A 12,782-nucleotide genomic window follows, 5' to 3' on the forward strand; every position below is an offset into this window, starting at 1 on the left:
TATGGCGGCGTGACTCACAACCAATGGCCTCCGGCAAACCCGGGGCGGTTCAGATCGACATCGCTCACCGGCACGGAAACTACGGCGACTGGCACGGCGTCTCTCCCAATGGTCGGCGAAGGTATCGGGCGACACCGTCTCTCGCTAAGGCAGGCTTATCACAGATCGAGGCAAGGTGCATCCGATGGCGACCGACACACCCGAGACGCCCGAGAAACCCGAGACGCCGAAAACCGAAGCCGACCTGACCGGCGCCGCGCCACGCATCAGGCCCAAGCCAAGTGTCGAGAGGATCGGCGGGCGCACGCTCAAGCCCTCCACCATGATGATGGGCCACGGCTATGATCCGACGCTCTCCGAAGGTTCGCTCAAGCCGCCGATTTTCCTCACCTCGACCTTCGTCTTTCCCGATGCGGCGGCCGGCAAGCGCCACTTCGAAGGCGTCACCGGCAAGCGTCCCGGCGGCGCCGAGGGGCTGGTCTATTCGCGCTTCAATGGTCCTAACCAGGAAATCCTCGAGGACCGGCTGGGCATATGGGACGAGGCCGAGGACGCGCTCGCTTTCTCCAGCGGCATGTCGGCCATCGCCACCTTGTTCCTGGCGATGGTCAAGCCCGGCGACACGATCGTCCATTCGGGCCCGCTCTATGCCGCGACCGAGACGCTGATCGCGCGCATCCTCGGCCGGTTCGGCGTCCATTGGCTGGACTTTCCGGCGGGTGCCACGCGTGACGAGATCGATACGGTGCTGGCCAGGGCGGCGTCGGGCAATGTCGCGCTGATCTACCTGGAAAGCCCGGCCAACCCGACCAACGTGCTGGTCGACGTGGAGGCGGTCGCGGCGAGCCGGGACGCCCTGTTCCCGGAAGGCGCGAGGCCGCCGATCGCGATCGACAACACATTCCTGGGTCCGTTGTGGCACAAGCCGCTGCAGCATGGCGCCGACATCGTCGTCTATTCGCTGACCAAATATGCCGGCGGCCACTCGGACCTGGTCGCCGGCGGCGTATTGGGGTCGAAGGCGCACATCAACACCATCCGGTTGATGCGCAACACGATCGGCACGATCTGCGACCCGCATACCGCATGGATGCTGCTGCGCAGTTTCGAGACGCTGGAGCTCAGGATGAGCCGCGCCGGCGAGAATGCGGCGAAGGTCTGCGCGTTCCTGCGCGATCATGCCATGGTCGATCGGGTCGGCTATCTCGGCTTCCTGCGGGATGGCCCGGACCCGCTCCAGGCCGATATCTATGCCCGGCATTGCGAAGGCGCAGGATCGACCTTCTCGCTATATCTAAAAGGCGGCGAGCCCGAAGCGTTCGCCTTCCTCGACGCGTTGCGCATCGCCAAGCTCGCGGTATCGCTGGGCGGCACCGAGACACTCGCCAGCCACCCTGCGGCGATGACCCATTTATCGGTGGCCGACGAGCGCAAGGCGGCGTTGGGCATCACCGACAATCTCGTCCGCATCTCGGTCGGGGTCGAGGATGCCGACGATCTGATCGCCGATTTCGATGCCGCGCTGGCGGCGGTGTGACGACGCCGTTCAACCGGGCAGAGTTTGTTTGAAACGTGCCGAGGGGCACGTTTGCGATACCCGCCCGCTTGAAATCGCTCTTTCGCGAATTTCCAAATGGACCTTAAGCAGCGGCATGCGAAAGTCCCCATCAAGAATCGAGGTATTATAGTGAAGCTGCGCAATCTCCTCATCGCAATGGCTGCTATCGCCGCCCCCATCGTCGCCTCGGCCAAAGTCCCGCGGGGTGTCTGGGCCAATCCGAGCAACTCGGTGCATGTCACATTCGTCGCTTGCGGTGCGGCGATGTGCGGCCGGGTGATCTGGGCTAGCGACAAGGCCAAGGCCGATGCCGCAAAGGGCACCGGCAAGCCGCTGGTCGGCAGCATGCTGTTCCGCGATTTCGTCGAACAGGCGCCGGGCCAATGGGTGGGAACGGTGCTGGTCCCCGATATCGGCCAGACGTTGAGCGGCACGATCCGGCAGGTCGACGCCCGCACGTTGCGTGGCGAGGGTTGCCTGTTCGCCGGCATCGGTTGCCGGATCCAGACTTGGCGCCGGATCGGCTGACGGCGCCCGCGGGTCAGCCGTCGCCCACCCGCTCGATATCCGCGCCGACCGCCTGGAGCTTCTCCTCCAGCCGTTCATAGCCGCGATCGAGGTGATAGACGCGGCTGACCTGGGTCTCGCCTTCGGCAACCAGGCCGGCGATGATCAGGCTCATCGAAGCGCGCAGGTCGGTGGCCATAACCGGCGCACCGACCAGCCGGTCGACCCCCCGCACCAGGGCGGTGCGACCGCGCACCTGGATGTCGGCGCCCATCCGCGCGAGTTCGGGCACGTGCATGTAGCGGTTCTCGAAGATCGTCTCGGTCAGCACGCTGGACCCCGCGGCGCGGCACAGCATCGCCATGATTTGCGCCTGCATGTCGGTGGCAAAGCCCGGAAACGGCGCGGTGGACAGGGTCAACGGCCGGAGCGGGCCGTCGGCGGCGATCGTCAGCACGTCGCCTTTCTCGATCACCGTCACCCCGGCATCGGCAAGTCCGGCGATCGTCGCGCGCATGTCGTCGGCCTTGATCCCGACCAGGTCGACGCTGCCGCCGGTGATTGCGGCGGCGCAGGCATAGCTCCCCGCCTCGATCCGGTCGGGCATCACACGATAGGTCGCGCCGTGCAGCCGGTCGCGCCCCTCGATCTCCAGCGTGCCGGTGCCTACCCCCGAAATCGACGCGCCCATCGCCAGCAGCAAGTTGCATAGATCGACGATTTCCGGCTCGCGCGCGGCATTCTCGATGATCGTGCCGCCGCGCGCGGTGACCGCGGCCATCACCGCATTCTCTGTTGCGCCGACCGACACGATCGAGAACGTGACCCGGCCACCGGGCAGCCGCCCGCCGGGCGCGCTCGCGCGGACATAGCCCGCGGCAAGTTCGATGTCGGCGCCCATCGCCTCCAGCGCCCGCAAATGGAGGTCGATCGGGCGATTGCCGATCGCGCAGCCGCCGGGCAGCGATACCTTGGCTTCCCCCGCACGGCCGACCAGCGGGCCCAGCACGAGGATCGACGCGCGCATCTTGCGGACGATATCATAGGGCGCCTCGGTCGAGGTCAGGCGGCCAGCGCGAATCGTCATCACCCTGCCAAAGTCGGTTGGCCTGGCGCCCTCGATCTCAGTCGACGCGCCGAGCTGGTTTAGCAGATGCCCGAAGCTGTCGACATCGGCGAGCCGCGGCAGGTTGCGCAGCGTCACCGGTTCCTCTGTCAGCAGGGCGCATGGCATCAGTGTCAGCGCCGCGTTCTTCGCGCCCGATATCGGCAGGCGGCCGGTCAGGCGATTGCCGCCACGGATCACGATACGGTCCATCCACGGGCTTCTACCGACTAGGTCCGGCTGCGCAAGCGCCTCGCGAGCCGGCGTCGGCCAATCCCGTGATCGGTATTATCAGCGAAGCGCCGCGCGCCGAGCAGCGCTCCGGCGAACCCGCCCGCGTCAGGCTTTCTCCAGCGTGCATTGCAATGGGTGCTGGTTCTGCCGGGCAAAGTCCATGACCTGGCCCACCTTGGTCTCGGCGACTTCATAGCTGAAGACGCCGCACACCCCGACGCCCTTCTGATGGACATGGAACATCACCCGGGTCGCCTCTTCGGTCGACATGCGGAAGAAACGTTGCAGGCACAGCACGACGAACTCCATCGGCGTGTAATCGTCGTTGAGCATCAGCACACGATAGGGAGTGGGCTCCTTGGTGCGTGTCCGCGTGCGGGTCGCAATACCGACACCGGTGCCGCTGTCATTGTCGCCATCGCCATCACGGCCAGGACCATTGGCCATCTGTTCGATTGGGGAATATTCCATCACGCACCGAAAATATGGCAAGCCATGTATCGAGGGCAAGGGGCGACCATCATACAGCGCGAAAGAACGCCATAAAAAAGGCGGCCGCTCCAGCGACCGCCCTTCATAATCGCTTTGGTGCGGCGGATCAGGCCGCGATCTTGATCTTTTCCGCCGCGATCGCAACGCGGTTGGAGATCGGCTGGGCAATTTCGCCGGCCAGCTTCAACATCGCCTCGGTGTTCTTCGAAGTCTCGGCGACAACCGAGTCGAACTGTCCGCGCACGAAATCGCTGTGCAGCTTGAAGAACTCGGCCGGGCTCTTGACCGCTGCGAAGCTCTTCATTGCGGCCGTCGCGCCCTCGAACGACTTGCGCGTATATGCGGCGGCGTCCTGACCCATCGATTCCAGGCCCTTGGCGGCGATCTTGCCCGATTCGACGAACGCCTCGACGTTCTCCTTGCCGAATTCGTTCATGTTCTCGATCATCCTGGTTCCCTTTTCCATCGCCGACTTCGCGCGGCCGTTAATATCCGCGATATAGGCTTGGCTCTTGTCGGTAGCGGTATTCGCCGCTTGTTCGATCGTCGCTTCCATGTCGTTCAATTCCTTCGTTGGCGCCGGCTCAGCGGCATCGGTCACAGTTGTTTCAGCTTCGGGTGTTTTGGCAAAGTGCTCACCGATAGCGACCGGATCGGCGATCATCGGCAAGGGCATGGCAGCCGGTTCGCCCAATGCCGTCGACGGGGCCGGCTCAATTACAGTACTCGCCAAGTCGGCCGCACCCGAAACAGGCGCCTGCCTGGCGGTCACGGGCATCGCTGTTGCCCTGCTTCTCGAACCGGAACCCTTCGCCATGGATTTCTCCGCCGCTATGCCCCGTCAATAATATACCGGACCGGAGAGTCAAGCGATTTTGTGCACTGCAGCATTTTTCACGGCAGGCGCTTTTGTTTATAATTCAACGTTCAAGCACATAGGTGCCCGGCGCATCCGGCAGGGCCGGATGCGGTCCCTTACCGGGCTGGCGGGCGCCTGTCGCCGGGGTAATTGCGGCATCCAGCGCGCGTAGCCAGGCAACCCAGTCCGGCCACCAGCTGCCCTTCGTCTCGACCGCGCCGGCGACGAACTCGTCCAGCGTCGACACCAATGCATCATTGGTCCAATAATGGTATTTGTTCGCCGCCGGCGGGTTCACGACGCCGGCGATATGCCCCGATGCGGCAAGGACGAACCTGACCGATCCCTTGAGATGATGGAGCAGCTTCCAGACGCTTTCGGCGGGCGCGATATGATCATCGCGACCGGCCTGGACATAAGCCGGCGTGGTGACGCTGCCGAGGTCGACCGGCACCCCGTCGACCGACAGCGCACCGGGCCGGACCAGCAGATTATCGCGGTAGAGATCAGTCAGATAGCTCAAATGCCATTTGCTCGGCAGGTTGGCCGTATCGCCATTCCAGTGGAGCAGATCGAGCGGCACATAATCCCGGCCCATCAGGTAATTGTTGGCGACATAGTTCCAGATCAGATCGCGCCCCCGCAGCAGGTTGAACGTGGCGGCCATGTAGCGCCCGTCCAGATATCCCTCCGGCGAGAGCGATTCGATCAGCTTGAGCTGATCGTCGCCGACGAAGTTCAGCAGGTCGCCGGCATGCTCGAAATCGACCTGCGCGGTGAAGAAGGTGGCGCTGGCGACCATCGACGCCTCGCCGCGCGCGGTCAGCAGCGCGAGCGCTGCGGCCAGCGTCGTCCCGCCCACGCAATAGCCGATGGCATGGACCGCCGGCACCGCCAACTGGCCGCGAACGACCTCGATCGCTTCGGCCTGCGCCAGCACATAATCGTCCCACGTCACGTGCGCCATGGAGGCGTCCGCCGACTTCCACGACACCATGAACACCGTGATGCCCTGATCGACCGCCCAGCGGACGAAACTCTTCTCCGGGGTCAGGTCGAGGACATAGAAGCGGTTGATCCACGGGGGGAATATTACCAGCGGCGTGGCCAGGACATCCGCCGTGGTCGGGGCATATTGGATCAACTCGAACAGCGGCGTGCGGTGGATGACCTTGCCCGGCGTCGTCGCCAGGTTGCGCCCCACCTCGAACGCGGTCGCATCGGTATGCGTCACCTGCCCCTTCTGGAGGTCGGCCAGCATGTTGCGGAGGCCCTTCAGCAGGTTCTCGCCGCGCGTCTCGATGGTCCGCTCGATCACCTCGGGATTGGTCATCGGGAAGTTGGACGGGCTGAGCGCATCGACCATGTTCTGCGTCGCAAAGCGCAACTGAGCGCGCTGGCGCGGATCGAGGCCGGGCATTTCGGCGACCCCGCGCAGCAGATGGTTGGCAATCGTCAAATAGCTCTGGCGGATAAAGTCGAAAGTCGGATTGTCACGCCATTGGGGGGCGGCAAAGCGCTTGTCGGTCGGGGCGGATCCCGCGTCGGTCGCGGCACCGGCGGGCGCCGGCACCAGAAAGCGCTGCCACAAAGCGAGGCTGTCCGCCCAGAAATCCGCGACGCGCGTCACTGTCGCCGGATCGTTCAGGCCCGGCACCACCGGGAACAGCGCATCCGCCAGCCGCGGGTCGACCCCGGCCTCCAGCATCATCTGCTGCGCCTGGCCGAGGATCCGCGTCCAATGCTGGATGTCCTCGAGGCCGAGCAGGCCTGGCTGTTTATCGTCCGACATCCTGTCCTGCCTGCGCTTGCGTTGGCGCGATCGCGCTTTTGACTGTAGCATAGGCGCCGGCCGCCGGATTGGCGACCACCAAGCGACCAAGGAACCGACCGTGTCCGACGAATTCTATCGCATCAAGCGACTGCCACCCTATGTCATCGCCGAAGTGAACGCGATGCGGGCCGCGGCACGCGCGGGCGGGGAGGACATTATCGACCTGGGCATGGGCAATCCCGATTTGCCGCCGCCCGACCACGTCATCGAGAAACTGGTCGAGGTCGCGCGCAAGCCCGATGCCCACGGCTATTCGCAGTCCAAGGGCATCCCGGGGCTGCGCCGCGCCCAGGCCAATTATTACGGCCGCCGCTTCGGCGTCGACCTCGACCCCGAGACCGAGGTCGTCGTGACGATGGGGTCAAAGGAGGGGCTGGCCAGCCTGGCGACCGCGATCACCGCGCCCGGCGACGTAGTGCTGGCGCCCAACCCCAGCTACCCGATCCACACCTTCGGCTTCATCATCGCCGGCGCGACGATCCGCGCGGTGCCCACAACGCCCGACGAGGTGTATTTCGAGAGCCTGGAGCGGGCGATCGCCTTCACCGTGCCCCGTCCGTCGATCCTCGTCGTCAACTATCCGTCGAACCCCACGGCGGAAGCGGTCGACCTTGCCTTTTACCAGCGGCTGGTCGCCTGGGCGAAGGAGAACCAAGTCTGGATCATCTCCGATCTGGCTTACTCCGAACTCTATTATGACGGCAAGCCCACACCCTCGATCCTCCAGGTAAAGGACGCCAAGGACGTCGCGATCGAATTCACCTCGCTCAGCAAGACCTATTCGATGGCCGGCTGGCGGATGGGTTTCGCGGTCGGCAACAGAAAGCTGATCGCGGCGATGTCGCGGGTCAAATCGTATCTCGATTATGGCGCCTTCACTCCCATCCAGGCGGCCGCGTGCGCCGCGCTCAACGGCCCGCAGGACATCGTCGAGCGCAACCGCCGGCTCTATCACAAGCGGCGCGACGTGCTGGTCGAAAGCTTCGGCCGCGCCGGGTGGGACATCCCCAGTCCCCGCGCGTCGATGTTCGCCTGGGCGCCGTTGCCGCCGGCGCTCGCGCACCTAGGCAGTCTTGAGTTCTGCAAACAAATGCTGACTCACGCTCATGTCGCGATCGCCCCGGGGGTTGGCTATGGCGAGAATGGAGAAGGGTTCGTGCGCATCGCAATGGTCGAGAACGAACAGCGCCTGCGGCAGGCAGCACGCAACGTGCGCAAGTATCTCCAATCGATGGGCGTCAACACCCCCAGCGTCAATGCCGGCTGAAGCGGTGGCCCGATCGTCGTCGATCCGCCGGCATGCCCCTGGCGCCGCGGGACGCCCGGCGCGGGCGCGGCTTGGCGGATAGTGATCAACCCGCTCTACTCGGTGGCCGGTGTGCTCGTCGGGCTGATCGTCGGGCTGACCGGGGTCGGCGGCGGATCGCTGATGACGCCGCTCCTCGTCCTGGCCTTCGGCTTCCATCCGGCGACCGCGGTCGGCACCGACCTGCTTTACGCGGCGGCGACCAAGTCGGTCGGCACCGTCGTCCATGGCGTACGCAACACGGTCGACTGGCGCGTGGTGCGCCGGCTCGCCTTTGGCAGCGTCCCCGCCGCGACGCTGGCACTGATCGCGCTGAGCTATGCGGCAGGGCGCGCGCACGACCCCAGCGCCACGATCTCGACGTTGCTGGGCATCACCCTGATCCTGTCCGCGGTGGCCACGATCTTCCGGGCGCGGCTGGTCACGCGGATGGCCCCCTGGTTCAGTGCGCTGGGCGAGCGGCGGCTGGCCGCGCTAACGGTCTTCCTGGGCGTGGTGCTTGGCGTGATCGTCTCGCTGACGTCGGTGGGTGCAGGCGCGCTGGGGATGACGGCGCTGCTGATCCTCTATCCGGGGCTACCGATCAACCGGCTGGTGGGATCGGACATCGCCCATGCCGTGCCGCTGACGCTGCTCGCCGGGATCGGGCATTGGATCATCGGCTCGGTCGACGGTGCGCTGCTGTTGTCATTGCTGGTCGGCTCGATCCCCGGCATCATCGTCGGCAGCCTGATCGCGACCCGCGTTTCAGACCGTGTACTGACCCCGATCCTGGCCGTCGTCCTGGCGATCGTCGGCACCCGATTGCTGTTCTGACGGGCGCCTGAATCGCCCGGCAGCGATCCGGCGCAACATTTTGTTGCCAAGCCTGCCGTCACCGCCCCATCTGTGGCTTACATGCTGCGCCAGTACGAGTTGGTCGATCGGGTCCTGGGCTACGATCCGCAAGCCGACGAGGCCCTGCTGAACCGCGCCTACGTCTTTTCCCTCCAGGCGCATGGCAGCCAGAAACGCGCCTCCGGCGACCCGTATTTCAGTCACCCGATCGAGGTCGCCGGCATCCTGACCGACCTCCATCTGGACGACGAAACGATCGCCACGGCGATCCTGCACGACACGATCGAGGACACCGTCGCCACGCCCGAGGAGATCGCGCGGCTGTTCGGCGGCAATGTCGCGCGGATGGTCGACGGGGTCACCAAACTGTCGAAGATCGAGGCGCAGACCGAAAGCGAGCGCGCCGCCGAGAACCTCCGCAAATTCCTGCTGGCGATGTCCGACGACATCCGCGTGCTGCTGGTCAAGCTGGCCGATCGCCTGCACAACATGCGCACGCTTGACCACATCAAGTCGGAGGATAAACGCCGCCGCATCGCCCGCGAGACGATGGACATCTATGCCCCGCTCGCCGAGCGCATCGGCATGTACGAATTCATGAAGGAGATGCAGACGCTCGCCTTCCGCCAGCTCGAACCCGAAGCCCATGAATCGATCGTCCGCCGGCTCGACCAGCTCAACACCGGCGGCGGCAACCGCATCGACAAGATCGGATCGGGGCTGAAGTCGCTGCTGTCGCGTCACGGTGTCGAGGCGGAAATCTCGGGACGCGAAAAGCATCCCTATTCGATCTGGCGCAAGATGGCCGAACGCCATATCAGCTTCGAACAATTGTCCGACATCATGGCGTTTCGCGCGATCGTGCCGACGGTCGAGGATTGCTACACCGCGCTCGGCATCATCCACCGCCGGTGGCCGCTCGTCCCGGGACGGTTCAAGGATTATATCTCGACCGCCAAGCGCAACGGCTATCGCTCGCTCCATACCAGCGTGATGCATGCCGAGAACATGCGGGTCGAAATCCAGATCCGCACTCCCGAGATGCACGCCCAGGCCGAATACGGGCTGGCGGCGCATTGGGCGTACAAGGACGGCAAGGTCCGCGCCGACACCCAGCACAGCTGGATCAGCGACCTGGTCGAGATCCTGGAAACCGCCGACAGCCCCGAGGAGCTGCTCGAACATACCCGGATGGCGATGTACCAGGATCGCATCTTCGCCTTTACCCCGCGTGGCGAACTGATCCAGCTGCCCAAGGGCGCGACGCCGATCGACTTCGCCTATGCCGTCCATACCGACCTGGGCGACCAGGCGGTCGGCGCCAAGATCAACGGCGGCGTCGTCCCGTTGCGGACGCCGATCGAGAATGGCGACCAGGTCCAGATCCTGCGGTCCAAGGCGCAGGAGCCGCAGCCCAACTGGCTGAACTTCGCGACCACCGGCAAGGCGCGGGCGGCGATCCGCCGCAAGCTGCGCGACAAGGAACGCGGCGAGACGCTGGCATTGGGACGCAAGCTGTATGACGAGATCGTCCAGCGGCTGCCCGCCCCCTTGAGCGTCGACGCCGTCAAGACCGCCCTCAGGAAGCTCAAGCTCGCCGACGAGGACGCGCTGATCGAGGCGGTGGCGCGACGCCGGATCACCGATGCCGAGCTGATGGAGGCGCTGATGCCCGGGTCGGGCGGCGCCGATGCGGGGCGCGCGCTGCCCCAGCAATCGGCCGCGATCTCGATCACCGGGCTGACCCCGGGGGTCGCCTATACGCTGGGCCAATGCTGCCACCCGGTGCCCGGAGACCGGATCGTCGGGCTGCGCCGCCCCAATGACGCGATCGAAGTCCACCGCATCGACTGCCCGGCGCTGGCGGCATCGGACGATGCCGACTGGGTCGACCTGGCCTGGGGCGCCAAGGCCGATGCCGGTCTGGCGCAGATCTCGGTAACGCTGAAGAACGAGCCCGGCGCGCTCGGCACCGTCTCGACGATCATCGGCCAGCACCGCGCCAACATCATCAACATCCGCTTCGACACCAGCGACACCGGCTTCCACACCAACACGATCGACCTGGAGGTCCACGACGCCCAGCATCTGGCGCGGCTGATCGGCGCGTTGCGCGCGGCCGACGCGGTCAACGCAGCGGCGCGGGTCTGAAATCCTCCATCGCAGGGAGACGAAACTACCCCCCGATCGGCGCGCACTTGGCGAGCAGCCAGGCGCGCTCGGCCGGGTCTAGCAGCGGCCCCAGCAGGTCGAGCACCTTGCCGTGATAATCGTCCAGCCACGCGCGTTCCGCCTCGGTCAACAGCGCCGGCTCGATCAGCCGCCGCTCGATCGGTGCGAACGTCAGCGTCTCGAACGCTAGCATGAGGCCGTCGGCGCCGGCAATCTCGCGCGGTACGACCAGCACCAGATTCTCGATGCGGATGCCGTACTCGCCGGCCTTGTAATAACCGGGCTCGTTGGAGATGATCATGCCGGCGACCAGCGGCTCGGCCGCGCCGCCGCCCGGATAATTGGGCTTGGCGATCCGCTGCGGTCCCTCATGCACCGCCAGATAGGCGCCGACGCCGTGGCCGGTGCCGTGCGCGAAATCGAGCCCCGCCTCCCATAACGGGCGTCGCGCGAAGCTGTCGAGCTGGCCGCCGCTGGTGCCGTCGGGGAACACCGCCATGGCGATGGCGATATGTCCCCGGAGCACGCGGGTGAAGCGGTCGCGCATTTCGGGCGTCGGCTCGTCGACCGGCACGACGCGCGTCACGTCGGTGGTGCCGTCGGCATATTGGCCGCCCGAATCGACGAGATAGAGCTGTCCCGGCTCGATCCGGGCGTTCGAGGCTTCCGTGACACGGTAATGCGGGCTGGCGCCATGCGCGCCGGTCGCCGAGATCGTGTCGAAGCTGGTGTCGAGCAAAAGCCCGGTGGCCTCGCGACAGGCACGCAGCCGCGCCGCCGCCGACAATTCGGTCTCGCTGCCCGCGGGCAGCGTTTCCTCGCACCATTTGAGGAAGCGGGTCAGCGCGGCGCCGTCGCGCACGCTGGCTGCGCGATGGCCGGCAATCTCGGTCGCGTTCTTGCGCGCCTTGGCGAGCACCACCGGATCGCGCCGCGCGAGCACGGTCGCCCCGCCCATTTCAAGCCCGGTAGCGATCGCGGCAACCGCGCGCTCGGGATCGGCCACCACGCGCTTGCCGGCATAGTTGCCCAGCGCGCCGGCGAACGCCGTACGGTCATGAACGCGCACGGCGTTGCCCAGGTGACGCCGCACCGCTTCGTCGACCTTTTCGGGCGCGACGAACAGGTCGATCGAGCCGTCGGCGTCGACGATCGCATAGGCCAGAGCGACCGGCGTATGATCAACGTCGCCGCCGCGGACGTTGAGCGTCCAGGCGATCGAATCGAGCGCCGACAGGACCAGCGCATCGGCGCCTTCCTCAGCCAGCCAGTCGGCGATCGCCGCGCGCTTCTCCGCCGATGACCGGCCCGCGCGATCGTCAGGGTGGACGGTGAGCCGTGCCGGCGAGGGCAACGGCCGATCGGTCCAGACCGCGTCGACCGGGTTGCGATCAACCGCCACCAAATTGGCGCCCCGCGCCGCCAGCGCGGCGCTCGCATCGCGCACCCAGGCGGCGGTGTGCAGCCAGGGATCATAGCCGACGCGCGCCCCTTCGGTCGCGCGCGCCGCGAGCCACGCGGTGAGGCTGGTCGCCAGCACATCGACATAATGCCAGGCCGCGCCGTCGACCTGCTCGCGGACCTGGAGCGTATAGCGCCCGTCGGTGAAGATCGCCGCCTCCCGCGCCAGCACCAACGCGCTCCCCGCCGACCCCTCGAACCCGGTCAGCCACGCCAGCCGCCGAGCATAGGCGCCGACATATTCGGACATGTGCTCGTCGGTCAGCGGCACGACGAACCCGTCCAGGCCATCGGCGTCGAGCTGGTCGCGCAACGCGGCGAGACGGTCGGCATGGGGCGACATGGGGCAGGCTTTCAGCATCAAAGTTCATCAAAGTTCACGGTGTCGCACCAACAGACATTTGCCGGGCGGTCCGC

Annotated in this window: 10 protein-coding genes; 5 read left to right on the top strand and 5 right to left on the bottom strand. The window is 66.0% G+C overall.

From position 1 onward, the window contains the following. Positions 1–184 precede the first annotated feature (184 nt). Positions 185–1,537 carry a cystathionine gamma-synthase family protein gene (locus ACFE7K_RS04585; RefSeq protein WP_375396990.1) on the top strand — a complete coding sequence of 451 codons (1,353 nt, stop codon included), beginning with the start codon at positions 185–187 and terminating at the stop codon, positions 1,535–1,537. Between the two features lie 150 nt (positions 1,538–1,687). Next, entirely contained in the window at positions 1,688–2,086 is a 399-nt protein-coding gene (locus ACFE7K_RS04590; RefSeq protein ID WP_375396991.1) for a DUF2147 domain-containing protein, read from the top strand. A gap of 13 nt (positions 2,087–2,099) precedes the next feature. Here the strand turns inward: ACFE7K_RS04590 and murA are convergent, their stop codons facing one another. The 4 genes from murA to ACFE7K_RS04610 all read right to left on the bottom strand — a co-directional run bounded on the left by murA (position 2,100) and on the right by ACFE7K_RS04610 (position 6,547). Beyond that, entirely contained in the window at positions 2,100–3,383 is a 1,284-nt protein-coding gene (murA, locus tag ACFE7K_RS04595) for a UDP-N-acetylglucosamine 1-carboxyvinyltransferase (RefSeq protein WP_375396992.1), read from the bottom strand. 126 nt (positions 3,384–3,509) lie between these two features. Beyond that, positions 3,510–3,851 carry an ATP-dependent Clp protease adapter ClpS gene (gene clpS / locus ACFE7K_RS04600; protein WP_375397096.1) on the bottom strand — a complete coding sequence of 114 codons (342 nt, stop codon included), beginning with the start codon at positions 3,849–3,851 and terminating at the stop codon, positions 3,510–3,512. Between the two features lie 151 nt (positions 3,852–4,002). Further along, positions 4,003–4,674, bottom strand: a complete 672-nt coding sequence (locus ACFE7K_RS04605) for a phasin family protein (RefSeq protein WP_375396993.1) — start codon at positions 4,672–4,674, stop codon at positions 4,003–4,005. 142 nt (positions 4,675–4,816) lie between these two features. Next, positions 4,817–6,547, bottom strand: coding sequence for a PHA/PHB synthase family protein (locus tag ACFE7K_RS04610; protein WP_375396994.1), 1,731 nt, complete (start codon positions 6,545–6,547; stop codon positions 4,817–4,819). A 100-nt stretch (positions 6,548–6,647) separates the two neighbouring features. Between ACFE7K_RS04610 and ACFE7K_RS04615 the strand changes: the two genes are divergently transcribed. The 3 genes from ACFE7K_RS04615 (at position 6,648) to ACFE7K_RS04625 (ending at position 10,883) form a co-directional block, all read left to right on the top strand. Then, entirely contained in the window at positions 6,648–7,856 is a 1,209-nt protein-coding gene (locus tag ACFE7K_RS04615) for an LL-diaminopimelate aminotransferase (RefSeq protein ID WP_375396995.1), read from the top strand. A gap of 78 nt (positions 7,857–7,934) precedes the next feature. Beyond that, entirely contained in the window at positions 7,935–8,711 is a 777-nt protein-coding gene (locus tag ACFE7K_RS04620; RefSeq protein ID WP_375397097.1) for a sulfite exporter TauE/SafE family protein, read from the top strand. 81 nt (positions 8,712–8,792) lie between these two features. After that, positions 8,793–10,883 (top strand): RelA/SpoT family protein, encoded by a 2,091-nt coding sequence (locus tag ACFE7K_RS04625; RefSeq protein ID WP_375396996.1) that lies wholly within the window; start codon positions 8,793–8,795, stop codon positions 10,881–10,883. A 25-nt stretch (positions 10,884–10,908) separates the two neighbouring features. On the opposite strand, the gene ACFE7K_RS04630 is transcribed toward ACFE7K_RS04625, so the two are convergent. Beyond that, the gene (locus ACFE7K_RS04630; RefSeq protein WP_375396997.1) at positions 10,909–12,708 is read right to left on the bottom strand and encodes an aminopeptidase P family protein; all 1,800 of its coding nucleotides are present in this window, start codon (positions 12,706–12,708) and stop codon (positions 10,909–10,911) included. Positions 12,709–12,782: the final 74 nt, after the last annotated feature.

Origin of the sequence: uncultured Sphingomonas sp. (genome assembly GCF_964244265.1) — a bacterium.
Classification (GTDB): Bacteria; Pseudomonadota; Alphaproteobacteria; order Sphingomonadales; family Sphingomonadaceae; genus Sphingomonas.

Excerpts from the sequence above, each read along its gene's own strand:
- ACFE7K_RS04585 (WP_375396990.1), top strand. The coding sequence starts at position 185 with ATGGCGACCGACACACCCGAGACGCCCGAGAAACCCGAGACGCCGAAA.
- murA (WP_375396992.1), bottom strand. The coding sequence starts at position 3,383 with ATGGACCGTATCGTGATCCGTGGCGGCAATCGCCTGACCGGCCGCCTG.
- clpS (WP_375397096.1), bottom strand. The coding sequence starts at position 3,851 with ATGGCCAATGGTCCTGGCCGTGATGGCGATGGCGACAATGACAGCGGC.
- ACFE7K_RS04605 (WP_375396993.1), bottom strand. The coding sequence starts at position 4,674 with ATGCCCGTGACCGCCAGGCAGGCGCCTGTTTCGGGTGCGGCCGACTTG.
- ACFE7K_RS04610 (WP_375396994.1), bottom strand. The coding sequence starts at position 6,547 with ATGTCGGACGATAAACAGCCAGGCCTGCTCGGCCTCGAGGACATCCAG.
- ACFE7K_RS04625 (WP_375396996.1), top strand. The coding sequence starts at position 8,793 with ATGCTGCGCCAGTACGAGTTGGTCGATCGGGTCCTGGGCTACGATCCG.
- ACFE7K_RS04630 (WP_375396997.1), bottom strand. The coding sequence starts at position 12,708 with ATGTCGCCCCATGCCGACCGTCTCGCCGCGTTGCGCGACCAGCTCGAC.